Source organism: Bradyrhizobium sp. SZCCHNGR1005 (genome assembly GCF_032489995.1).
GTDB lineage: Bacteria > Pseudomonadota > Alphaproteobacteria > Rhizobiales > Xanthobacteraceae > Bradyrhizobium.
In genome coordinates this window covers 490,925-513,139 of the sequence record NZ_JAUEZC010000003.1, presented here as the reverse complement: position 1 = coordinate 513,139, position 22,215 = coordinate 490,925, and the positions used below count along the sequence as shown (strand labels likewise).

21 protein-coding genes are annotated in these 22,215 nt (G+C 62.1%); 15 read left to right on the top strand and 6 right to left on the bottom strand.

Annotation, left to right across the window (positions count from 1 at the left end; genetic code table 11):
• Window positions 1–19 precede the first annotated feature (19 nt).
• The 14 genes from QXZ85_RS14810 to QXZ85_RS14745 all read left to right on the top strand — a co-directional run bounded on the left by QXZ85_RS14810 (window position 20) and on the right by QXZ85_RS14745 (window position 14,526).
• Window positions 20–1,177: an alpha/beta hydrolase family protein gene (locus QXZ85_RS14810; RefSeq protein ID WP_315741988.1), complete on the top strand. Its 1,158-nt coding sequence runs from the start codon at window positions 20–22 to the stop codon at window positions 1,175–1,177.
• 21 nt (window positions 1,178–1,198) lie between these two features.
• Complete coding sequence (locus QXZ85_RS14805) at window positions 1,199–2,152, top strand: VOC family protein (protein WP_315727660.1); 954 nt, start codon at window positions 1,199–1,201, stop codon at window positions 2,150–2,152.
• Window positions 2,136–2,501, top strand: a complete 366-nt coding sequence (locus QXZ85_RS14800; RefSeq protein WP_315704779.1) for a Rieske (2Fe-2S) protein — start codon at window positions 2,136–2,138, stop codon at window positions 2,499–2,501. The genes QXZ85_RS14805 and QXZ85_RS14800 overlap by 17 nt, the downstream gene beginning before the upstream one ends.
• 40 nt (window positions 2,502–2,541) lie before the next feature.
• Entirely contained in the window at window positions 2,542–3,672 is a 1,131-nt protein-coding gene (locus tag QXZ85_RS14795; protein WP_315704778.1) for an FAD-dependent oxidoreductase, read from the top strand.
• 38 nt (window positions 3,673–3,710) lie between these two features.
• Window positions 3,711–4,868, top strand: coding sequence for an MFS transporter (locus QXZ85_RS14790; RefSeq protein WP_315704970.1), 1,158 nt, complete (start codon window positions 3,711–3,713; stop codon window positions 4,866–4,868).
• 16 nt (window positions 4,869–4,884) lie between these two features.
• Window positions 4,885–5,460 (top strand): cupin domain-containing protein, encoded by a 576-nt coding sequence (locus QXZ85_RS14785; protein ID WP_315704777.1) that lies wholly within the window; start codon window positions 4,885–4,887, stop codon window positions 5,458–5,460.
• Window positions 5,460–6,458: a fumarylacetoacetate hydrolase family protein gene (locus tag QXZ85_RS14780; RefSeq protein ID WP_315704776.1), complete on the top strand. Its 999-nt coding sequence runs from the start codon at window positions 5,460–5,462 to the stop codon at window positions 6,456–6,458. The genes QXZ85_RS14785 and QXZ85_RS14780 overlap by 1 nt, the downstream gene beginning before the upstream one ends.
• A 4-nt stretch (window positions 6,459–6,462) precedes the next feature.
• Entirely contained in the window at window positions 6,463–7,374 is a 912-nt protein-coding gene (locus QXZ85_RS14775) for an NAD-dependent epimerase/dehydratase family protein (RefSeq protein WP_316174365.1), read from the top strand.
• Between the two features lie 520 nt (window positions 7,375–7,894).
• Entirely contained in the window at window positions 7,895–8,293 is a 399-nt protein-coding gene (locus tag QXZ85_RS14770) for a CopD family protein (protein ID WP_315741985.1), read from the top strand.
• 238 nt (window positions 8,294–8,531) lie between these two features.
• A complete protein-coding gene (locus QXZ85_RS14765; RefSeq protein WP_315765354.1) occupies window positions 8,532–8,891 on the top strand; it encodes a hypothetical protein in 360 nt (119 codons plus the stop codon).
• Window positions 8,892–8,999: 108 nt separating this feature from the next.
• On the top strand, window positions 9,000–9,395 hold the full coding sequence (locus QXZ85_RS14760) for a FixH family protein (RefSeq protein WP_315741983.1): 396 nt from the start codon (window positions 9,000–9,002) through the stop codon (window positions 9,393–9,395).
• A 75-nt stretch (window positions 9,396–9,470) separates the two neighbouring features.
• Window positions 9,471–10,916 (top strand): efflux RND transporter periplasmic adaptor subunit, encoded by a 1,446-nt coding sequence (locus tag QXZ85_RS14755; RefSeq protein ID WP_315765353.1) that lies wholly within the window; start codon window positions 9,471–9,473, stop codon window positions 10,914–10,916.
• Entirely contained in the window at window positions 10,913–14,080 is a 3,168-nt protein-coding gene (locus QXZ85_RS14750) for an efflux RND transporter permease subunit (protein WP_315768416.1), read from the top strand. The genes QXZ85_RS14755 and QXZ85_RS14750 overlap by 4 nt, the downstream gene beginning before the upstream one ends.
• A gap of 242 nt (window positions 14,081–14,322) precedes the next feature.
• Window positions 14,323–14,526, top strand: a complete 204-nt coding sequence (locus QXZ85_RS14745) for a hypothetical protein (protein WP_315704769.1) — start codon at window positions 14,323–14,325, stop codon at window positions 14,524–14,526.
• A 197-nt stretch (window positions 14,527–14,723) separates the two neighbouring features.
• On the opposite strand, the gene QXZ85_RS14740 is transcribed toward QXZ85_RS14745, so the two are convergent.
• Window positions 14,724–14,996, bottom strand: coding sequence for a hypothetical protein (locus QXZ85_RS14740; protein WP_315704768.1), 273 nt, complete (start codon window positions 14,994–14,996; stop codon window positions 14,724–14,726).
• A 169-nt stretch (window positions 14,997–15,165) separates the two neighbouring features.
• Between QXZ85_RS14740 and QXZ85_RS14735 the strand changes: the two genes are divergently transcribed.
• On the top strand, window positions 15,166–16,626 hold the full coding sequence (locus tag QXZ85_RS14735) for an undecaprenyl-phosphate glucose phosphotransferase (RefSeq protein WP_315704767.1): 1,461 nt from the start codon (window positions 15,166–15,168) through the stop codon (window positions 16,624–16,626).
• 764 nt (window positions 16,627–17,390) lie between these two features.
• Here QXZ85_RS14735 and QXZ85_RS14730 read toward each other — a convergent pair.
• The 5 genes from QXZ85_RS14730 to rfbF all read right to left on the bottom strand — a co-directional run bounded on the left by QXZ85_RS14730 (window position 17,391) and on the right by rfbF (window position 21,998).
• Window positions 17,391–17,774, bottom strand: a complete 384-nt coding sequence (locus tag QXZ85_RS14730) for an H-NS histone family protein (RefSeq protein ID WP_315704766.1) — start codon at window positions 17,772–17,774, stop codon at window positions 17,391–17,393.
• Between the two features lie 895 nt (window positions 17,775–18,669).
• On the bottom strand, window positions 18,670–19,599 hold the full coding sequence (locus QXZ85_RS14725; RefSeq protein WP_315730639.1) for an NAD(P)-dependent oxidoreductase: 930 nt from the start codon (window positions 19,597–19,599) through the stop codon (window positions 18,670–18,672).
• Complete coding sequence (gene rfbC, locus QXZ85_RS14720; protein ID WP_315704764.1) at window positions 19,596–20,162, bottom strand: dTDP-4-dehydrorhamnose 3,5-epimerase; 567 nt, start codon at window positions 20,160–20,162, stop codon at window positions 19,596–19,598. The genes QXZ85_RS14725 and rfbC overlap by 4 nt, the downstream gene beginning before the upstream one ends.
• Window positions 20,159–21,223: an SDR family oxidoreductase gene (locus QXZ85_RS14715; RefSeq protein ID WP_315704763.1), complete on the bottom strand. Its 1,065-nt coding sequence runs from the start codon at window positions 21,221–21,223 to the stop codon at window positions 20,159–20,161. The genes rfbC and QXZ85_RS14715 overlap by 4 nt, the downstream gene beginning before the upstream one ends.
• A 4-nt stretch (window positions 21,224–21,227) precedes the next feature.
• Complete coding sequence (gene rfbF, locus QXZ85_RS14710) at window positions 21,228–21,998, bottom strand: glucose-1-phosphate cytidylyltransferase (protein ID WP_315704762.1); 771 nt, start codon at window positions 21,996–21,998, stop codon at window positions 21,228–21,230.
• Window positions 21,999–22,215: the final 217 nt, after the last annotated feature.

The following is a 22,215-nucleotide window of genomic DNA, read 5'->3' as shown; positions in this document are numbered from 1 at the left end:
CAGCGCCGCGAGTGGAGCCATGTTCAAATATTTTCCGACCAATTATGTCTGGAATCTCTCGGTCGATCTCGCGATCGAGATGGGCGCCCGGATCGGCGAGATCGAGGAGATGTGCGCGCCGCTGCAGGAGGCGGCACGACAGCCCGACGCGAGCGGCACGCAGGCTTTTCGCGAAACCTGGGCGCGGATGGCGGACAAGCTCTGCGAGCTGGCGGCCGAGGACGAAGGGAGGGGCCGGCTACTGTCGGCTGGCGAGAAGTACGGGCGGGCGGCGAGCTATCTGATTACCTGCGAGCGTCTGCAGGCGCACGATGCGCCGGGACGGCTGGCGCTCTACCAGAAGTGCCTCGATGTCTTTGCCAAGGGAATCGCGCTGGCGCGGGAGAACTGCGAGCGCGTCGAAATCCCCTACGAGGGTACTCACATTGCAGGTCTTCTCGTCCGCGCGGAAGGCCGCGACGGACCGGTGCCGCTGCTGGTGCAGGTCAACGGCCTGGATTCGACCAAGGAGATGAAATACCGCGTCGGCCTCCCCGCCTGGCTTGCCCGCCGAGGCGTGTCGTCTCTCGTGATCGATCAGCCGGGATCGGGTGAGGCGCTGCGGCTGCAGGGGCTTCCCGCACGCTACGACACCGAGCATTGGGCATCGCGTGTGGTCGACTGGCTGGAAACCCGCAGCGATGTCGACCCGAAGCGGATCGGCCTCGAGGGAGTCTCGCTCGGCGGCTACTACTGCCCCCGCGCCGTGGCCTTCGAGCCGCGCTTCGCCTGCGGGGTGGCGTGGGGCGCCAATCATGATTGGCGCGAGGTGCAGAAAAGGCGCCTGCAGAAGGAAGGTAATTTCCCGGTCCCGCATTATTGGGCGCATGTGCGCTGGGTGTGGGGCGCAAAGGATCAGGACGACTTCCTGCGGATCGCCGAACAGGTCCATCTCAATGGCATACTCGACCGCATCAGGGTGCCTTTCCTGGTGACCCATGGCGAGAAGGACTCGCAGATCCCGCTACATTGGGCCGAACGGACCTATGAGCAGCTGATCAATTCGCCCAAGCGTGAGCTGAAGATCTTCACCGACCGCGAAGGTGGCTCCCAGCATGCGAGCTTCGACAACAGCATCAATGCCGGCCACTACATCGCGGACTGGGTCGCGGAGACGTTGAACGGGCATGTCGCCTGAGCTGCAGGCGGGAGGAGAGTGATGAGAATTGTCGGACTGGACAGCCTGATATTCGGTGTCGATGACGTGGCCGGCGCAGCACGCTTCCTGGTCGATTACGGGCTGACGCCCGTCGATGTGTCTGACCGCGGCGGGCGCTTCGAGGCGATCGACGGGACGGCGGTGGTGATCGCGCGGCATGATGATCCGGCTCTGCCGCCGGGCCCCGTTCCCGGCTGCCGTCTGCGCAAGACCGTGATGGGCGTCGCCGACGATGCGACGCTCGGTGCGATTGCCGCCGAGTTGCGGCGTGATCGCGAGGTCCGTCGTTTTGCGGATGGATCGATCGAATCGATCGACGATGCGGGATTCGTGATCGGCTTTCAGCGGACGGTGCGCCGGCCCTTCATCCTCCCGGGTGAGATCTCGAATGCTCCCGGCGGCGTGGTCTTCCGGCCAGTCAACAGCCTCGGCGTCCCGCCGCCGGGTAGCGTGATCCGCCCGCGCACGCTGTCCCATGTCGTCTACTTCGTGCCAGATGTGGTGAAGGCCGAGGCCTTCTACGTCAACCGGCTCGGCTTCCGCTGCACCGACCGATTCACCGGCACCGGGCCGTTCCTGCAGCCCGGCGGCTCGCTCGACCACCACACCCATTTCCTCATCGGGGCGCCTCCGCAGATGCACGGGGTCGAGCACTTCACCTTCCATTTCGGCGGCCCCTCGGAAATGATCACCAACGGTTATCGCTTCGTCGAGAAGGGCTATCAGGCGTTCTGGGGCCCTGGCCGGCATATCCTGGGGTCGAACTGGTTCTGGTACTTCAACAGTCCGTTCGGCTGCCACGTCGAGATGGATGCCGACATGGACCAGCATGATGCGAGCTGGCAGCCGCGCGAGGCGACGGCGTCTGCCGACAATTCGCAGACCTTCCTGATGAAGATGCGCAAGAAATGGTACCCCGGCCCTGGAATTTCCGAGAATGGCGATTACGCGTGAAGCCGGATCGGCAGAGTGGGTGCGGTTGTGCCGTTCGGACGAGATCGGCGAAGCTCAGTCGCGCGGCTTCGATCCGGACGATGAGGGACAGGACAGCCTGTTCGTCGTGCGATGCCGCGGACAGCTTCACGGCTGGCGCAATGCCTGTCCGCATGTCGACGGCGCACCGATGGCTTGGCGCAGGGATGCGTATCTCAATGCCGACGGCACGCGCATCGTCTGTCATGCGCACGGTGCCGAATTCATGCCCGACACCGGGCTGTGCGTGCAGGGGCCCTGTCGCGGTGAGCGGCTGACCCGGGTTGGGCTCATCGTCGATGCCGACGGCGAGCTGTTGGCGAAGTCATAACACGCCTGCAAGGGCGGACTGCAGAGGGGAAGAAGGCGCCATGGCAGTGGTGAGCAGGGTGCTGACGATCGGCGGCGGCTTTTCCGGCATGGCCGCGTCGATCCAGATGCGCAAGGCTGGCATCGATGTCGATCTCGTCGAGATCGATCGCAACTGGCGTCCGGAAGGGGCGGGCATCACCGTCAGCGGGCCGACCTTGCGCGCGTTGGAGGCGATCGGCGTGTTCGCGGAGTTCACCAAGCGCGGCTACACGTCTGATGGCGTCGATCTGTTTACGCCGTCAGGTCATCGGATCGGCGAGATTCCTACGCCCAAGGTGGCAGGATCCGACGTGCCCGGCGGCGGCGGGATCATGCGGCCGGAGCTCGGGCGCATCCTCGCCGATGCGACGCTACTCAGCGGCGTCAACGTCAGGGTCGGATGCACCTATACCCACATCGCCCAGCACGAGAGTAATGTCGAGGTCACCTTCAGCGATGGCACGACCGGACGCTACGATCTCGTCGTGGCCGCCGACGGCGTTCACTCGAAGACCAGGGCGCTACTGTTTCCGGAGGTTAGGCCGCCGCAATATATCGGGCAGGGCGTTTGGCGCGCGGTGCTGCCGCGGCCGTTCGATATCGTGCGGCCGCGCATGTGGCTGGGTGGCGCAGTCAAGGCCGGCGTCAATCCGGTCTCACCAAGCCATATGTATTTGTTCGTGACCGAAGCGCGGCCCGAAAAGCTTCAGGTCGATCGTGCGGTATGGCCACAGATGCTCGCGGATCTGCTGGCCCCCTTTAGCGATCCCGTGCTCGCAGCACAACGCGCCAATCTGCTCGCCGCGGAGGCTGCGATCGACTACCGGCCGCTGGCGAATCTGCTCGTGCCCGCGCCGTGGAATCGCGGACGGGTCATTCTGATCGGCGACACCGTCGCTGCGACTACGCCGCATCTCGCCTCCGGGGCGGGCATCGGCATCGAGAGCGGAATCGTCCTGGCCGAAGAGCTCGCGCGTGCGGCGGCCTTGCAGGAGGCGTTCGACCGCTTCCATCTGCGCCGCTGGGATCGCTGCCGCATGGTGATCGAGAACTCCGCACAGCTTTGCCGGATCGAGATGGAGAATGGCGACAAGACCGAACACACGCGGATCATGCGGGAGTCGGTGATGGCTCTGGTGCAGCCGATCTGAACGACAAGAACAGCAGAAAAGGGGAGGAACAAGTGACGGTGACGACGGAAACATGGCGGGGGCGAACAGCCCTGATGATCGCGCATTGCGCCGGGATGGTCGACCTCGTAGCGCTGCCGGTCTGGGTCGGCGCGCTGATCGAGCGCTACAGGTTCAGCCCGCAGCAGGCCGGCATGCTGGCAACGTTGTTCCTGCTGGGCGCCGTCCTCAGCAGCCTGTTCTTTGCACCTCGTTTCAACCGGTTGAACGCTCGTCTGGCCACGGTCGGGGGCTTTGCCGTTGCCGCGCTCGTGTTCCTCGCAGCGAGCCGTACGTCGGAATTTTCGCTGCTCGCGATCCTGCATGCCCTCGCCGGTGCGACGGCGGCTTGCGGCCTGAGCTTCACCCACGGCACGATCGCACGCAGCGCCAACCCTCACCGTGTGTTCGCCATCGTCGGCATGGCGCTCGGGGTCTTCGCAATTCTCTTCCTCGGCGTGACACCCAATCTCGTGGCGACGTTCGGGGGATCCGCGCTGTTCCTTGTGTTCGCCGGCGTCATGGCGGTTGCCGCGCTGGCGGCAGCGCTGTCCTTTCCAAAGGGCATGGTGCGCAGTGACGAGGATCTCATGGCCGATGTCAGCCATCTCCCTCGCGCGGTGTGGTTCGGGATTGCCGGCATCAGCTGCATGGCCCTGACGCAGGCGATGCTGTTCAGCTTCATCGAGCGCATAGGCAGCGATCGTGGCTTCGGCCCGGAGGCGGTCACCGGCGTTCTCATTGCGCTCGGTTTCGTCAATCTGCTGCCGGCGCCGCTGGCCGCGGTTCTGGAGAAGCGATTGCCGGCCCGATACGTTCTGCCGGCAGGGCCGGTGTTCCAGGCGCTGATCGCGGTGACGATCACCTTCGGCTCCGGCTTCCTGGCGTATGCCATTCCGACGGCGATCTTCGCCGCGGTGATGATCTTCACCCACACCTTTGCGTTCGGGCTGCTGTCGCGCCTCGATCCCACTGCGCGGGCACTCGCCGGTACGCCCGCCATGCTGATGACCGGTGCCGCTATCGGTCCCATTCTCGGCGGGACACTGGTGCAACTGTTCGGCTATCCGGCGCTCGGCCTCGGCACCGTCATCATCTCATCAGTCGCGGTCGTGATGTTCTCACGTGTGTTTGCCGCGCGCGGCCCGGCTGCTGCCGCTTCCCTCGAAATCGCCTGATCAGGAGACTCCCCGCATGACCCTTCCGCAGATTCGCCGCGTTGTCACCGGCCATGATGAGCAGGGCGCCGCCGTGATCTCATCGGACGGCGGATTGCCGACCGTCACCGAGCTGGCCGCGATCCCCGGCACGTTCTTCCACGAGGTCTGGAGCACACAGGCGACGCCGGCACTCATCGACAATGGTCCGGATCCGACCGTCGGGCAGCTCCGGCTGCCGCCGCCGGCCCATGGCAGCCGTATCCGTTTTGTCGACATTCCGCCGGATACTGAGGATTTTCTCCACAACGGTGCGACCCGGATGAAAGCCGCCTTCAGTCAGATCGGTGATCCGCATGCCTCGACGGTGACGACGGAGTCGCCGCACCCGCTGATGCATCGGACCGAGACCATCGACTACGGCATCGTCATCTCCGGCGAGATCACGCTGGTGCTCGACAAGGGTACCGCTGATCTGAAGGCGGGCGACGTCGTGATTCAGCGCGGCACCAACCACGCCTGGGCCAATCGCAGCGACAAGCCCTGCCGCATGCTGTTCATTCTGGTCGACGGCAAGTTCGGTCCCGAAGCCAACCCGACCAAGGCCGGCTGATGAAGCTCGCGACATATCAGAACGGCAGCATCGATGGTGGCCTGGTCATTATCTCCAACGATCAAGCGCGTGCGATCGACGCGAGTGGGATCGCGCCGGACCTCTTGACTGCGCTCCGCCATTGGCAGGAAGCAGAGGCACCGCTCCGCCGTCTCGCCGATCGGCTCGAGGATGGATCGGCTGGAAATGTCTTCCCGTTCGATCCTGCGCGATGTCTGGCACCGCTGCCGCGCGCGCCGCAATGGTGCGACGGCTCGGCCTTCCTGAATCATGGACGGCTGATGGACGTAGCCTTCAACAAGCCGCCGATCCCCGACTTCGAGACGATCCCGGTGATGTACCAGGGGGCGAGCGACGATTTCCTCGGGCCGCAGGCCGACGTCCCGTTCGTCGCTGAGGCCGACGGCATCGATTTCGAAGGCGAGTTCGGCGTGGTCGTGGACGAGGTGCCCATGGCCGTTTCCGCCGAAGAGGCCGCGCGACGGATCCGGCTGCTGGTTCAGATCAACGATTGGAGCCTGCGTGCGGTCGGCGCGCGCGAGGTTCGCACCGGCTTCGGCTTCCTGCAGGCCAAGCCGTCCACCAGCTTTGCGCCGATCGCCGTCACGCCGGACGACGTTGGCCACGCCTGGCGTGACGGCCGTCTCGACATGGCTCTGCATGTCTGGCGCAATGGCGAGCGGATCGGTGCGGCGTCGGGCCTCGAGATGGCGTTCTCCTTTCCGCAACTGATCGCCCATGCTGCGCGGACCCGTCGGCTGACGGCGGGGACGATCATCGGATCGGGAACGGTCTCGAATGCCGACCGCGCTGCCGGGTCGAGCTGTCTTGCCGAACGCAGGGCGATCGAAATGATCGATCTTGGCGAGGCACGGACGCCATTTCTGCGCTTCGGTGAGCGCGTGACGATGGAGGCCTGTCTCGGCGACGGCAGGCCCGGTCCATTTGGACGCATCGATCAGCAGGTTGTTTGCGCATCTGGCGAGATGCCGGGTTGAACCGATGCGCATTCTCATCACGGGCGCTGCGGGCTTTGTGGGCGGCGCCTTGCTGGGTCGTTTGCTGAGGGACTCGGACGAAGCCGAGGTCACCGCGCTCGATCTCACGGCGCAGCCGTCCTGGGCCTCCGGCCCTCGCCTGCGCTGGATCAGGGGTGGCCTTGACGATCGCGCCGTGCTGGATCAATTTGGCCGTACCTCGTTCGATCTGGTGTTTCATCTCGCCAGCATTCCCGGCGGTCGCGCCGAGGTGGAGCCGGCGCTCGGTCGCTGCGTCAATCTCGATGCGTCGCTCGATCTCCTGCAATCGCTTGCGAAGGTACGAAACCGCCCGCGCGTCGTCTACGCGAGCAGCATCGCTGTGTACGGCGCGCTCTCCGGGGAGCCGGTGACCTCGCACACGGAGGCGCGGCCGGCCATTACTTACGGCGCGCACAAGCGGATGGTAGAGATTGCACTCGCCGATCACACCCGGCGCGGAGATATGTCTGGGATTTCGCTGCGGCTGCCCGGCATCGTCGCGCGCCCGAGACCGGTGAGCGGCTTTGGATCGGCCTTCATGAGCGAGCTGCTGCATGCGGTCTCCGCGGCAGAAAAGTATGTCTGTCCGGTATCGCCGGCAGCCACTGCCTGGTGGCTCTCCACCAAGACCGCAGTTGACAATCTCATCACCGCCGGCGCTATCGACACTTGCGGCACTCTGCAACTCCCGGCGCTTCGCCTCTCGATCGCCGAAGTCGTGAACGGATTGGCTGAGCTGTATGGCCCCGAGCGTACCGCACGCGTAACGTTCGATCCCGACCCACGCATCGAGGCGGTTTTCGGTCGCTATCCCGCGCTGGATACGCGCGCCGAATCGGCCCTGGGCTTTGTTCACGATGGATCGGTCGCGGAAATGATTCCGAATGCGCTTTGAGCCGGAAGCGGGTAACACAAGCGCCATCCTCACCGCTCCGGTCCCCTCGCGGGCTTTCGAACGGACAACCGGCCGCCGGGCCAACAGGGCACGCTGATCGAGGTTGCGCCTCCTCGATTTGGACCTGGAAGCTGAGCTGAGCAGAATTCTGACGACGGACACCAGGTTGTCATTCCGCCTGCAATATTGGCTCTTGAGCAATCTTGGTGCAGCGCCGATTAGTCTGGCTTGGAGCAGCTAGATTTTCCAACGATTGTATATTTTTTGGCTCTAGGAGTTTGAGCCGGGTGATCTCCTCGGTCTGTCCGCGAACCATCCTACTGCTATGGCCGGTATCGCGCGGGATTTGCTCGATCGTCATCCCGCTCTTCGATGGGTCATGATGGTCGCGTTGGTGTCCTCGCGGTTAGTATATCTTCACAATACAGGCGCTCGGCCACGGTGAACAGGTTGGGATGAATTGTGGTCGTCCCGATTGCGTCGCGAATCTGGCGCATTGGTTTGCGGACGGCATCGAGAAATGCGCCGAAGCAAAACGCCCGACGAGGAATGGCCGACGATCAGTGTGCTCCTCAGATTTTCGAACAAGGGGTACCTCGCAGTCACGACGCTTGTCGGAACTGGGCTCGTCAATAGCTGGTATTTGGTTGGCTCGGTCCCCAACCTGCTGACAACCGCCTATGGCCAGGTCCTGCTTGCGAAGCTTCTGTTGTTCGGCGGAATGCTCACACTTGCGATGGCGAACCGGTTTTCGCTGGTTCCAGCTGTCATGGGCTTGGGGCCTGCCGCCTCGGCAGAGCGGGGCGACGCGCCACTCCGGAAGTTGTGCAAACACGTGCTAGGCGAACAGGTGTTGGGAGCAATGATCATCGCGATCGAGAGTCTCCTCGGCACAATGGCGCCGGGTCTTTCCAAGTAACGGCGACTCTTGACCTTGTCGGCACTCACCGAGTGCCAGTCCGATCTGTCGTTCAGCGAATGGTGTTTTTTGCAGGGCGCCGCCTTTGCGCGTGCATTGGGAAGTTGAGCCAGATCAACGACCCAAGTGATGCTTTACGCATAGGCATGCATAGTCTAAAAGCTTGAGATTATGCTCCGCGCATACGATATGAGTGGGCAGGTGGACCGCAATGCGTCTGGTTCGAACGATGATGGCCTTGATGATCGCCCTGTCGGTGGCAATGCTGCCGGCAGCGGTGAGGGCTACGCCGGTCGTCCAATCGACGCCGCAAGCTACCACGGAGGCGACGGCAAAGGATACCGTCATGGCCTCCGACATGTCCGGCGCAATGGATGAATGCTGTCCGCATCACGCCAAGGCCAAGCCCAAGCCCTGCGACCAGTCGAACGGTCAATGCCCGATGGCATTTTGCGCGATCCAAGCCGTGAGCCTCGCCGTTGCTGCTGCTTTCCACTTTGATTCTCCAATGGGTGCGGGTCATCCGCTTCCGATTCCGGAGGACCAGGTTCTCGCTCTGCACAGCAGCAGTCCGCCCTTCCGACCTCCTCGAGTCTGATCCTCTCCCAAAACAAGCTGCGCGTGATCCTTGGGCTCGCGCGTAACGACGCTTGCCGTGCGTACCGCTTTGCGGCGCGACGGAGATCAGATCCATGAGGAGAAAGTTATGATTTCGAAGTTCACGCGAATCGCGGCGCTCGCTGCGACGATGACGCTTGCCGGCACCGCAGCCTTCGCAGCGGCAAGCGACTACACCTTCGAGCCGGTCAATGCTGAAACGAAAAAGGGCGATGACGTCACGGTTGCCGTGCGCCTGACCAACAAGGTGACAGGAAAGCCGGTATCGGATGCGGTGATCATCCGTACGCGCGTCGACATGGCGCCGGACGGAATGGCGGAAATGGAATCGCCCGTCGCGCCCCTGCCGGCGAATGAGCCTGGTGTCTACGCGTTCAAGACGGATCTGCCGATGGCCGGACGCTATCAGCTGAGCCTCTCTGCGAAAGTGCAGGGCGAGGTGGAGACCGTGAGCGGCAAGGTCGTGATCAAGGCAAACAAGTGAGGTCCGGGAGCTCTGCTTTTCAACAGAGCTCCCGCTTCGATTGCGGCCCTCATTCACGATCAGCAGGTAAACGCCATGACCACGATTCGACTCCTGACGGCATTTGCGCTCGGCATCGGCCTGGCCGCAGGCGGATATTGGACGTCACAAAAATCCCTTTGGCCGTTAGGCTCGCATCTCGCACCGCCGGCCGTCGCCGCCGAGAGGCCCGCGCTCTACTACCGTGATCCAAGCGGGGCGCCGTTCTGGTCAGCCGGTCCGAAGAAGGACAGCGATGGCCGTGACTATCTGCCGGTCTATGATGAGGACGAGGGCTCTTCCGAGCCCGCCAAGCCGAAGCAGCAGGCGGATTCGTCGCGCAAAATTCTCTACTACCGCAACCCTATGGGCCTGCCGGACACGTCCCCCATCCCCAAGAAGGACCCAATGGGGATGAACTACGTCCCGGTCTATGAAGGTGACGACACCGATGACAGTGCCGTCAAGCTTTCGCCGGGCAAGATCCAGCGCACCGGTGTGAAGTCCGAGCCCGTCGAGCGACGCGCGATCAGCGTCTCGATCAGGGCGCCGGGCACCGTCCAGCTGGATGAGCGGCGTGTGTCGGTGATCGCGATGCGCTCCGAAAGCTTCGTCCAGAAGGTGGCCGACGTGACCACCGGCACCCGCGTCAAGGCGGGCCAGCCGCTGATGGAAATCTACAGTTCGGCCATTGCCGCCGCGGCAGCGGAGTATCTTTCCACCATCAACTCGAAGATCGTGGGCGGCATCGAGTCCTACGGCCGCGGCTCCCGCCAGCGCTTGACCAATCTGGATGTTCCGGAACCGGTCATCGCAACGATGGAGAAGTCCCACGTTGCGCCCGTCACGGTGCAGTGGTCGGCGCCCCGCGACGGGATCGTGCTCGAACGCAACGCGGTCGAAGGCATGCGGGCCAATCCGGGCGATGTGCTGTTTCGGATCGCGGACATATCGCTCGTCTGGGCTTTGATCGATGTGGCCGAACGGGACTTGGGCAGCATCGCGGTGGGACAGCCGGTTGCGATTCGGGCGCGCAGTTTTCCCGGCCGGACCTTCTCAGGAAAAATTTCGGTCATCTATCCCCAAGTGAACCGCGATACGCGGACCGCTCGCGTCCGGGTCGAACTGGCCAATCCGGACTTCGCACTGCTGCCGGACATGTACGTCGATGCCGATATCGACACCGCCGATGCCGCGCCCGTCCTGGCCGTAGCCGACAGTTCGGTGCTCGACACCGGTACGCGCCAGGTCGTCCTCGTCGACAAGAGCGAAGGCCGGTATGAGCCGCGGCAGGTGAAGCTCGGTCGCCGCGGCGGCGGCTACATCGAGGTGCGGGACGGCCTTTCCGCAGGTGAAGCGGTGGTCACCTCGGCGAACTTCCTGATCGACGCCGAAAGCAACTTGAAGGCGGCGTTGAAGAGCTTTTCCGAAGCGGACGCGCCGCGGGCAACAGTTCCGTCGAGCGACATGAACGGCATGAAGAACAAGGGAGACCAGCAATGATCGCCCGCATCATCGCCTGGTCCGCGCGCAACCTGCTGCTGGTGCTGTTCGGCACCGGCTTTGCGGCCGCTGCCGGCCTCTATGCGCTCGTGCACCTCCCATTGGATGCAATTCCGGACCTCTCCGACACCCAGGTCATTGTCTACACCGAATACCCGGGCCAGGCACCGCAGGTCATTGAAGATCAGGTCACGTATCCGCTGACGACGGCGATGTTGACCGTGCCGAAGTCCAAGGTCGTGCGCGGCTTCTCCTTTTTCGGCGTGTCCTTCGTCTACGTCATCTTCGAGGATGGCACCGACATCTATTGGGCGCGTTCGCGTGTGATGGAATTTCTCAACAGCGCGGCGTCCAGATTGCCGGCTGGCGTCACGCCCACGATCGGCCCCGATGCCACCGGCGTCGGCTGGGTCTACCAGTATGCCGTGATCTCGAAAGAGTTGAACCTGGCCGACACGCGCACGATCCAGGACTGGAACTTGAAATTCGCGCTGGCCAAGGCCGAAGGCGTCGCCGAGGTCGCCAGCATCGGTGGCTTCGTCAAGCAATACAACGTGGTCCTCGATCCGCAGCGGATGCGCGATCGCGGCATCAGCATGCAGAAGATCCGGGAGGCCATTCGCGCCAGCAACGCCGATGTCGGCGGGCGCACCGTCGAGCTCTCGGAATTCGAATATGTCATTCGCGGCAAGGGCTACCTCAGGAGCATCAACGATCTCGGCAACATCGTGCTGAAGACCTCCGGTGGCACGCCGGTGCTGTTGCGCGACGTCGCGCGCGTCGAGCTCGGTCCCGACGAGCGGCGCGGCATCGCCGAGCTGAACGGCGAGGGTGAGGTCGCGAGCGGCATCGTGCTGCAGCGCTTCGGCGTGAACGCGCTCGATGTGATCGAGAACGTCAAGAAGCGCTTCAAGGAGATCGCGAGCAGCCTGCCGAAATCGGTCGAGATCGTCCCGGTCTACGATCGCTCCAACCTGATCTATGCTGCCATCGACACGCTCAAGCACACGCTCGTGGAGGAGAGCTTCGTCGTCGCGCTGGTCTGCGTGGCGTTCCTGCTGCACGTCCGCAGCGCGCTGGTGGCGATCCTGATGCTTCCCGTCGGCGTGCTGATGGCGTTCGGCGCCATGAAGCCGCTGGGGCTCGGCTCCAACATCATGAGTCTCGGCGGCATCGCGATCGCAATCGGCGCCATGGTGGACGCCGCGATCGTCATGATCGAGAACGCCCACAAGCATCTCGAGCGGGCCAAGCCCGAGCAATCGCGAGTCCAGATCCTGATCGATGCGGCCTCGGAGGTCGGGCCGGCGCTGTTCTTCAGTCTGCTCATCATCACCGTCTCCTTCATGCCGATCTTCACCTTGGAAGCGCAGGAGGGCCGGCTGTTCAGCCCGCTCGCCTTCACCAAGACCTTCTCGATGGCCGCGGCGGCTCTCTTGTCCGTGACGCTGGTGCCGGCGCTGATGGTGATCTTCGTTCGTGGAAGGATCGTCCCCGAGCACAAGAACTTCATCAATCGCTTCCTGATCTGGATCTACCGCCCCGTGATCAAGGGCGTGCTGCGGGCCAAGACCTTGGTCATTCTCGCTGCCGTAGCGCTCCTCGCGGTCACGATCTGGCCGGCCCGCCAGCTCGGCACCGAGTTCATGCCGACGTTGAATGAAGGCACGCTGCTCTACATGCCGACCACGCTGCCCGGCATCTCCGTCACGAAGGCGGCCGACCTGATGCAGATGCAGGACCGCATCATCAAGTCGGTCCCGGAGGTCGCCTCGGTCTACGGCAAGGCCGGCCGGGCGGCGACCGCGACCGATCCGGCGCCGACCGAGATGTTCGAGACCGTGGTCAACCTGAAGCCGAAAGAGCAGTGGCGGCCTGGCGTCACCGTCGACGGCCTCATTGCCGAGATGGACAAGGCGCTGCAGTTTCCCGGCGTGTCGAACGCCTGGACCATGCCGATCAGGGCGCGCATCGACATGCTCTCCACCGGTATCCGCACGCCCGTCGGCATCAAGGTCATGGGCACCGACCTCGTCGAAATCGATCGGCTGGCCAAGCAGATCGAGCGCGTCATCAAGACGGTTCCTGGGACCTCTTCGGCCTATGCCGAACGCGGCATCGGCGGATACTACCTGGAGATCACCCCGGATCGCGAGGCGCTCGCCCGCTACGGCATCCTGATCCAGGACGTGCAGGACACGATCGCTGCGGCGCTCGGCGGCCAGACGGTCACCACGACGGTCGAGGGGCGGCAGCGGTTCACGGTGAACATGCGCTATCCGCGGGATCTCCGCGACAATCCGAAGGCCATCGCCGGCGACATCCTGGTGCCGATGCCCACCGGCGGCGCCGTGCCGCTCGGCGAGGTCGCAAAAGTCGAGCCGGCCCGCGGCCCCACCTCGATCCGCACCGAGAACGGACAGCTCGCGACCTACGTTTATGTCGATATTCGCGATCGCGACGTCGGAAGCTACGTGGCCGACGCGCAACGCGCCGTGACCGAGAGCATCCAGTTTCCAGCGGGCTATTACGTGATCTGGAGCGGCCAGTACGAATATCTGCAACGTGCCGCTGCCCGCCTGAAGATCGTGGTCCCGGTGACGCTGACCATTATCTTCCTGCTGCTGTACCTGAACTTCAGGTCGCTGACCGAGACTTTGATCGTGATGCTGTCGCTGCCGTTTGCGCTGGTCGGCGGCATCTGGATGATGTGGTGGCTCGGCTTCAATCTCTCGGTCGCGGTGGCGGTTGGGTTCATCGCGCTCGCCGGCGTCGCCGCCGAGACTGGCGTGATCATGCTGATTTACCTCAATCACGCCCTCGCCGAGATGAGGGTGAAGCGGCGTGCGGAAGAAGGCCGCCGCCTGACGCGTGAGGACCTTTACGACGCCATCATGGAGGGCGCCGTCGAGCGGGTCCGTCCGAAGATGATGACAGTCGTCGCGATCATGGCCGGCCTTCTGCCGATCATGTGGAGCACAGGAACGGGATCGGAGATCATGCAGCGCATCGCCGTGCCGATGATCGGCGGCATGATCTCGTCGACCTTGCTGACGCTGATCGTGATCCCGGCGATCTTCGGGCTGGTCAAAGGATTCCGGTTGCATCCGACCAACGTCAACGAGCAAGCGATGGCAAAGCCCATTGCCGAGGCTGCCGAGTAAGGTGCGCCATGATCGACGACAGAATGGCTCGGCAAGGGCGAACTCCGTTGCTGTGCTCCCTTGCGGGTCCATCTGACGGAGCACAAGCGCCACAGGAGAAGTGCTGTTTGCTGTGAAGAATTCCACATCGCACACATGTCAGCGAGCCCGCAAACGGGACGTGGGCAAGACCCTGATCTGGATCAACCGAGCGATTTGAAAGCTGCGGCAGGATGCTGGCCGGTTCTCGCTGGAGGCTGCAGATGATGGACTATTGGATGTACGGCTTCGGCCCGGCCCATTGGTTTTGGTTCATCGTAATGATCGCGGTGGTCATCTATCCGGTGGGCCGCATTCTCAGCCGTCTCGGGCTTTCGCCGATTTGGTCGATCCTGACGCTCATTCCGCTGGTCAATCTGATCGCACTTTGGGTTCTGGCCTTCACAGATTGGCCGGACCGGGAGTAGATCAACCGCGGGTTCGCCCGCGCCAATCGCAATGAACTGCGGGAGCAGTCAGCTCATGCTCGCGTCGGTCCTATTGTGGTCGCAAAGATAAATAAGTGCGATCTCTGCGTGTGTGTCTTCGTCTGAGCTCGATCGCGCCCTGGAAAGCCGGTACAGTGCCCGCTCGATTTGTGCGGGTGTCGGCGCCTGATGCAGTTTCAGGTTCGCGGGCCTAGACCGCGCGGGTTCACTCGCCTGAGGAATTTGGCATAGCTGTCGCGCGACCAGATGCCGCTCACGTAACCGAACTGCAGGCAGACGAGCGGCGCCACCAGTTGCTTGGCGAGTCCGGCCAGGTCGGCGCCGACCACCCAGCCCGTCAGCACGAGGAAGCCTGCACCCAAGGTGAAGAGCGGAACGAGCGCCAAAATATCAAAATATAGGCCGATATAAATCCCAGCAACACAGGCGTACACAGAAAGTGCAGTCATTTCTATGGGTTCCGTAGTGGGCTGACTGCCATCGGATATTTTGCATCTGTCGTTTCTTTATTTTATATTTTCGAGTATTAATAAGAAATTAAACTGTGTTTTAATGCGTCGCTTATTGGGGTGTGGTTGGCGTCGCTACGTCAGCCTTTCGGCCCCAGAGTGTTTGTTCATGCCGACTGGTTCTGAGATACATCAGGCGATGGAGCAGCCCGCGGTCCCGACCAGGGATTCCGTCGTCCTCTCCGGCAATCTGATTCCCTATGTGCTTTCGACCGCGGATGCCCTGATCATCCTGTTTTCCTGTGTCGGTGCCGGACTGGGTTACGAGTATCTGGCTGGCTATCGGGCCTCCGACCTCCTTCCCTATTGCGCGCTCGGTCTCCTGGCTGCCTTCATCCATATCTCGAGGATGAGCGGTAGCGGCTATTATGAGCTGTTCGACAGCGCAAAGCCGACCGTGGAGATCACCGAGGTCGTTGTGGTCTGGTCGATGACCGGTTTGCTGCTCGCGTTTTTTGCGTTCCTGTTCAAAGTCAGCGTCTTCTTTTCCCGGGGAGCTTTCATCGGTTTTTACGTCGTCACGCCGGTCGGATTGCTCGGCGTGCGCAAGCTGACGAAATATTGGCTTTCCAATGCGCTCGTGCATGACGTCATCGGACGCCGCGACGTCGTGATACTAGGCGATCGAACGGAATTGGATGCTCTCGACCAGCGGGACATGCTCGGATTCGTTGGCGCGCCCAGTGCTGTGCAGTTTGCCTTGAGCGATGAATGTGATCCCAACGCGCGCGAGGCGGCGGACCGGCGAACGCTCGCCTCGCTCTCGAACTTCGTGCGCCAAAATGACTGCAGGGAACTGCTGGTGATCTTGCCCTGGCACGACTCGGCGCGGTTCGACCTTGTCCGCGACTACCTCAAAACGGTTCCCATCGCTGCGCGCCTGCTGCCTGACATGCGGGTCAGAACGCTGACGAGTTATGTGTGGTCCGCCCGGCAGCGGGTGTTGACGGTCGATATTCAGCGGGCGCCGCTTACGGCCATGGAACGACTGGTCAAGCGTGGTATGGACATCGTGCTGTCCAGCCTGGCGCTGCTTTTTCTTTCGCCAGTCCTGCTGTTGACCGCCGTTGCCATCAAGATCGACAGCCCGGGGCCGGTGATCTTCAAGCAATCCCGTAAGGGGTTTAATGGGAAGGAATTTGTCATGTTCAAATTCCGGACCATGACGGTTCAGGAGAACGGACCGGATATCGTTCAGGCTGTGCGCAATGATCCGAGGGTCACCCGGGTGGGGAAGCCGCTGAGGGCTGCGAGCATCGATGAACTGCCGCAGTTTCTCAATGTCCTGCGGGGTGAGATGTCACTGATCGGGCCACGTCCACATGCCCTCGCGCATGACAGTTATTTCGAGAAGGCTCTGCGGGAATACGCCTTTCGGCATCATGTCAAACCAGGCATGACCGGCTGGGCGCAATGCAATGGTGCGAGAGGGGCGACCCCTTCCCTGGAATACGTCAAGGAACGTGTGAAGCTCGATCTTTGGTACATCAACAACTGGAGTCTTTGGCTCGACGTCCAAATACTCATCAAGACGTTTTTCGAGGTCCTGCGGAAGCGTAACGCATACTAGAGCACGATGCCGACAGGTCGGTCGTCGCGGAACTTGAAGATGTCCCTCCACGCACGCCATTTGCGCATGTGGAGTTAAGAGAGCGGTGATGCGTGATGAGCGGCGCCTCTCGTCGTGCAACTGTTGGAGCCGAGCCGTGGGATCTGAAGTCCCTCGTCGCGGGAGATCAATTGCCGATCGAGGTTGGATCAGTTCGCTGCGCCACCCATCAATAGTGGGTCATTCGAAGATTGCAGATAGTGCATTAGAGTATGTCATGAAGGACAAGCGTTACACGAGCAGCGAACCGCCGGATCTCCCGTTGCACGACGATGAGGCCCTGAGAGCGAGCTATGCCGAGGTCAAGAAGCTTCGGGACAAGGTCGAGGAGAGAGAACGGCAAGCGCGCCGCCGCCGCTCGCTCAATCGTCGGAGAATTCCGAAAGACCAATAGAACATCCCAGTACGGGGATGGAGTTAAGTGTGTGCGCGGCGGTCAGAGATGTCGGGGCGCCGTCCTCGGCTAACGACCCCTGCAGGCCTGCCGGCAGGTCTGAGCTTGGCCGTCACACGAACTGACGCAGGGGGCTCCCAAGGTCGTTGGGCAGATACGTTTGCAGGACGCATCCACTGCGGCGCAATTGGCGAGGCAGGCTTCGGTCGACGATTGCGCGACGCGAAATTTTGTCGCAAGGCCTTCAGCCCAAACCGTATGGGGCACGAGAATGCAGAATAACGCCACGCTTGCCAAACGTTTCACGTCCAGCCTCCATTGCCGACCAGGATCATCGCGCACGATGGCCCTTCTTCTGGCCAGAACTCTTGGAATCTTCGGCTTTTTTGATCACAAAATCCTCGATATGCCGCCCCGTCTTGAGCGCTGCGACCAGCCAGCGTGGCTGCTTGCCGCGGCCGGACCACGTTTCCGACGGCTGACTCGGATTCTGATATTTGGGATAAACTCTTGGGTATTTTCTTCGTCCGCGAGTTGCGGGTTGCGCCGCAGAAAGATCAGGGCCACCCATGCCCTTTTCCCGATTGAGCCGCGCGAGCCGATTTTCCAGTTCGCGTTTTTCAGAGGCCAGCCGCACCGAAAGGACCCGCCCAACTTCCTCGTAGAGCTGCCACATCTCGTCTACGGTCATGGAATTGAAATTGAATGCTTTCATGGGGTCTGACTTCGGCATCTTGGCGCCTAGCGTCTCCTCGTGGCAGTTAAAGTCGCGCGAAGGATAAGAGCGTCACATTTTCCCGGATTCGCAACTCATCAAAACGAAAAAATGACCGCAGATCAACTTGCAGTTGACAGGACGTCACAGTATTTGTGACCAGCGGCGGGAAATTGCAAGCCAACTGGCGGCCTTATCGCAAAGTTGTGCAAGAATTGCCTGCCGAACCAATTTTCGTTTCGCAATGCACGATAAATAGCAATGACACTGATCCGCGGTCTGGCTCGGAAGGGTGTCATTCGGCGCTGAGCGAATGCTGCTCGGCGGCATTAATGCGAACGGCCAGGAAGCCATACTCAAGTATCGATAAGAATCGGCCATTGCACCATTGGCAATATCCGGAGGAGACCTCTCGGAAAAAGCAATTGTCGACAGCTTAAATGTTTCATTTCATTAAATTGATGGCTTCTATCGAGCCCTGCTGCGCAGAAATATCGTCCCCGTAGCTCTACTGCCCGAGCCCTCGCCGCACTTTAATCGGGGGACAGCTGCTGCCTGGAAGCCGATGTCAAACCCGGCCCTCTGCGGATGCTTGCGGAACTCTGCGCGATGTGCGGTGAAATCGCCCTGATTGGGGGACATCGCCATCGCCGTCAGGAGGGCGCGGGGGGGCAGGTCAGCGCGAGGATAGTTGCCGCCGTAGCAGCTCGGTCAAATTCGGAGTAGGGCGGCTGCGCGCGGCGGCGAGCGGGTGTTCGCATGCGAGCCGCCAATTCCAGAGCCGACGCATGTTTGGTCGGAGGAAGCCCCGTTAGGTGCAAGAAGCAATCTCGGACCGCGGCGGCATTCACCCACCCGGGCATCTGCAATTCGGGTTCTGTGCCCCGATGCCCTGCTACGATGCCATCGACAGGTAGTAATCCGCTGCGGCCTGCCACGCGTCTGTCGCGCTCCAGCCGTAACGTCCGCCATCGACCAGGTCAGTATTGATCCGGACCATGGGCTCAGCAAAGTCCGTCTGAGCGAGCAGCGAAATGGCGCACGGCCGGCCGAGGCGGGGTCTCATTTCGTCAGCGAAGCGTCGTGCGAAGGCGCCTTGACTCTCGACATAAAAGCTTGGGTTGAACCTTGCGATGCGGCTGGTTTGCGCCGGCACACGTTCGGCCCAATCCCGATAGGCTTGTGCGAGCAGATCGACATGGATGTTGTCGCGGACGTAGAGCGGCGTGCGGACCGAGGGGACCTCGTCCTTGAGCCAGCACCGGATGAGATAGCTGCAGAAGCGAGGCTCCTCGAACGGCCCGAACGGATTGGCGATGACGAATTTGCCGAGGTTGAACCCCATGGTGGCGCTGAGAAAGCGGAAGGACTGCCAGGTGAATCCTTTCGACAGGCCGTAGGGCGAGAAGGCTGCAAGCGGCGCGGTACCCGCGCCCTCATCGTTCTCGAATACCGAGCCCGTGAGGACCACCCCGGATAGGCCGCGGCTCAACAGCTGTTTCAGCACGGTCCCAAGGTTGTGGGTGTTTTCGGCGAGCGCCGCTGCGGCATCGAAACCCGGGCTGCGATAGTCCTGCGTTTGTGCGGCATGATGACAGAGAAGGTCCCAGGTCCCGTCCGCAATCAGGTCGAGGAAGCGTGCCGACCCAAAGGGGGCGTTCTCGACAACGGCCGCAATTTTTTTTAGCTCAGCGATGCGCATTGCTCGGATGCCGTCGTAATCGCCGCTTCTGAGCGGTGCAACGACCGTGTGCCCTTTTGCCGCCAGTTCACGTGCGAACCACAGCCCCGTGAAGGACGAGGCGCCCGTCAACAGGATCCTCACGCCAATCCTCGCATCAACTCTGAACCGTGGAACGCCGGGTCGAAATCGGGCCAGTTGCGGTCCTTGGGCGACATCTCCACCGGAGGCCGCGGCCATTGCACGCCGAAGCGCGGATCATCGAAACGCACACCACGTTCATGGTCCGGCGCGTAGGTGGCGCTCACGAGATACAAGGCCTCGGTGTCGTCGGCGAGCGTCAGGAAGCCGTGGGCGAAACCGCGCGGCACCAGCAGCATGCGCCGGTTCTCGGCCGTCAATTCGGTGCCGTACCAGCGCCCATGGGTCGGGGAGTCCGGGCGCAGATCGATGATCGCATCGAACAGCGCGCCTTTGATGCACCGCACCACCTTGATTTCTGCGGCCGGCGGCAGCTGATAATGCATGCCGCGCAGCGTGCCGGCCTTGGCTGTGAGCGAATTGTTGATCTGGACCACCGCCATCGGCAGTCCGGCCTCGGCAAATTCCTGCTGGCAAAAGAAGCGCGCAAAGAAGCCGCGGTCGTCTCCGCGCTTCTCGAGTTCGATGGTAAAGGCGCCATGCAGCGGTGTCGGGACGAACTTCATCGGCGGTTGTTCTCTGCCTCTTGCCATCTGAGGTCGGCGGACAACCGCCGCTCGGCGATATGGGTTTTCAGCGAATGCAGCCGGATCAAGGACGAGGTCCTGAACTCTCTATCCGCAAAACCGATCGAGCGCAGGCCATCGTGCAGGTTTCTGACGGAATCGGTGAGGGATACGACGGGCGTATGCGACGGCGCGAGCTGCGCAAACAGTGAGAAGTCTACCTTGTAGGAACGCTTGTCAGGCGGGGCTTGCCGGTTGATGCTGACGCGCACGTCCGGGATTTTCGCAGCGACGACCTCCGCCAGATCGCGCACCTGGTAATTGGCGCTGTTGCTGCCGGCATTGACGACCAGAAAGCGACCGCCTTGGTCTGGGTCGCGTCCGATCGCCCATTCGATCGCGCGGGCCATATCGCTCACATCGATCAGCGGGCGCCACGGCGTGCCATCCGAGAGGACGGTGATCTCTCCGGTCGCCATCGCAGCGGCAACGAAGTCGTTGAGCACAAGATCGAGGCGCAGCCGCTCCGACATGCCGCACGCCGTGGCGAAGCGCAGGCAAGTCGTGGTCATCATCCCTTCATTACTGGCCCGCAGTGTATCCTCCATGGCCACCTTGGAGCGGGCATAGGCCGTCAGAGGGTTGAGCTCGTCACTTTCGCGTCGTGGGCGCCCCTCGGCCGCGCCATAGATGCTGCAACTCGACGCGAACACGAACCGGGCCACCCCTCGGTGCTCTGCCAGCCGCGCCAGGCGGATGCTCGCGCGCTCGTTGATCTGCTCCGTGACGTGCTCGAATTCTTTGCCCATCGGATCGTTCGAGATCGCTGCGAGGTGGACCACGGTATCGACGCCGTCGAGCAGTTCCGCAGGGAAGTCGCGTATGTCGCCGATATGGATCCGGTCGAACAGCGTCTCCGGAAGCCTCTGCGCTGCGGTGAGATTGTGGGCAAAAAAGCCGCTGTCGAACCCGATCAATTCGGCCGTGGGAAATCGTCGGCGCAGATGTCGCGCCAGAACGGGCCCGACATAGCCCATCGCCCCGGTAATCAATATCCGCATGGGCCTACCACTTCTTCCAAGGCGCGACCTTGCGCGACCAGAGATCCTCAAGGTAGCGCTTGTCGCGCAGTGTATCCATCGGATGCCAAAAACCGTCATGGAAGTACGCGCTGAGCTGGCCGTCCTGGGCCAGAGCGGTCATGGGCTCCTTTTCCCAGACCGTCGCATCGTCGGCGATATAGTCGCCGACCTTGGGCGAAAGCACGAAGAAGCCGCCATTGATCCAGCCGCCGTCACCACGGGGCTTTTCCTGGAAACCGGTCACGCGCGTGCCGTCGTGATTGATGGCGCCGAAGCGGCCCGGCGGCTTGGTTGCGGTCACCGTTGCAAGTCGTCCTTCCCGGCGGTGAAACGCGATGCTTTCCCGGATGTCGATATCGGCTACGCCGTCGCCATAGGTCAGACAAAACGCATCGTCATCGCGGACGTACGGCAGGATCCGCTTGATCCGTCCTCCGATCATGGTGTCCTCGCCGGTGTCGATCAGCGTGACACGCCAGGGCTCCGCGTGCTTCTCGAGCACTTCCATGCGATTCTCGCGCAGGTCGAAGGTGACGTTGGACTGATGCAGGAAATAATTGGAGAAGTACTCCTTTATGACGTAACCCTTGTAGCCCAGGCAGACGATGAAGTCGTGGATGCCGTGATGGCTGTAGATTTTCATGATGTGCCAGAGGATCGGCCAGCCGCCGATCTCGATCATCGGCTTGGGCCGAACATCCGTCTCTTCGGCAAATCGGGTTCCAAGGCCGCCGGCCAGAATCACTGCACGCATTTAATTCGACACTGTTGAATATAGATTTGAAAAACCGCGACCGGCGCGACACATTGTCCAGCGCGGAGCGCGGGAATGTGCCGTATAATCTCGTTTAAATCGTCGAGAGATTAAATTCAATCGGCGCAGCGGTCGAAATGGAAAAATCCTGCAAAACCAGAGGGTAACGGACTTTTCGGCACGCGAGGGCTGGCTCTGTCGGTCCGGCGGCTGGAGG

What these genes read in the sequence shown, in the direction of transcription:
- QXZ85_RS14810 (WP_315741988.1), top strand. Translation starts at nt 20, where the DNA reads ATGTTCAAATATTTTCCGACCAATTATGTCTGGAATCTCTCGGTCGAT.
- QXZ85_RS14805 (WP_315727660.1), top strand. Translation starts at nt 1,199, where the DNA reads ATGAGAATTGTCGGACTGGACAGCCTGATATTCGGTGTCGATGACGTG.
- QXZ85_RS14800 (WP_315704779.1), top strand. Translation starts at nt 2,136, where the DNA reads ATGGCGATTACGCGTGAAGCCGGATCGGCAGAGTGGGTGCGGTTGTGC.
- QXZ85_RS14795 (WP_315704778.1), top strand. Translation starts at nt 2,542, where the DNA reads ATGGCAGTGGTGAGCAGGGTGCTGACGATCGGCGGCGGCTTTTCCGGC.
- QXZ85_RS14785 (WP_315704777.1), top strand. Translation starts at nt 4,885, where the DNA reads ATGACCCTTCCGCAGATTCGCCGCGTTGTCACCGGCCATGATGAGCAG.
- QXZ85_RS14780 (WP_315704776.1), top strand. Translation starts at nt 5,460, where the DNA reads ATGAAGCTCGCGACATATCAGAACGGCAGCATCGATGGTGGCCTGGTC.
- QXZ85_RS14775 (WP_316174365.1), top strand. Translation starts at nt 6,463, where the DNA reads ATGCGCATTCTCATCACGGGCGCTGCGGGCTTTGTGGGCGGCGCCTTG.
- QXZ85_RS14770 (WP_315741985.1), top strand. Translation starts at nt 7,895, where the DNA reads ATGCGCCGAAGCAAAACGCCCGACGAGGAATGGCCGACGATCAGTGTG.
- QXZ85_RS14760 (WP_315741983.1), top strand. Translation starts at nt 9,000, where the DNA reads ATGATTTCGAAGTTCACGCGAATCGCGGCGCTCGCTGCGACGATGACG.
- QXZ85_RS14755 (WP_315765353.1), top strand. Translation starts at nt 9,471, where the DNA reads ATGACCACGATTCGACTCCTGACGGCATTTGCGCTCGGCATCGGCCTG.
- QXZ85_RS14750 (WP_315768416.1), top strand. Translation starts at nt 10,913, where the DNA reads ATGATCGCCCGCATCATCGCCTGGTCCGCGCGCAACCTGCTGCTGGTG.
- QXZ85_RS14745 (WP_315704769.1), top strand. Translation starts at nt 14,323, where the DNA reads ATGATGGACTATTGGATGTACGGCTTCGGCCCGGCCCATTGGTTTTGG.
- QXZ85_RS14740 (WP_315704768.1), bottom strand. Translation starts at nt 14,996, where the DNA reads ATGACTGCACTTTCTGTGTACGCCTGTGTTGCTGGGATTTATATCGGC.
- QXZ85_RS14735 (WP_315704767.1), top strand. Translation starts at nt 15,166, where the DNA reads ATGCCGACTGGTTCTGAGATACATCAGGCGATGGAGCAGCCCGCGGTC.
- QXZ85_RS14730 (WP_315704766.1), bottom strand. Translation starts at nt 17,774, where the DNA reads ATGAAAGCATTCAATTTCAATTCCATGACCGTAGACGAGATGTGGCAG.
- rfbC (WP_315704764.1), bottom strand. Translation starts at nt 20,162, where the DNA reads ATGAAGTTCGTCCCGACACCGCTGCATGGCGCCTTTACCATCGAACTC.
- QXZ85_RS14715 (WP_315704763.1), bottom strand. Translation starts at nt 21,223, where the DNA reads ATGCGGATATTGATTACCGGGGCGATGGGCTATGTCGGGCCCGTTCTG.
- rfbF (WP_315704762.1), bottom strand. Translation starts at nt 21,998, where the DNA reads ATGCGTGCAGTGATTCTGGCCGGCGGCCTTGGAACCCGATTTGCCGAA.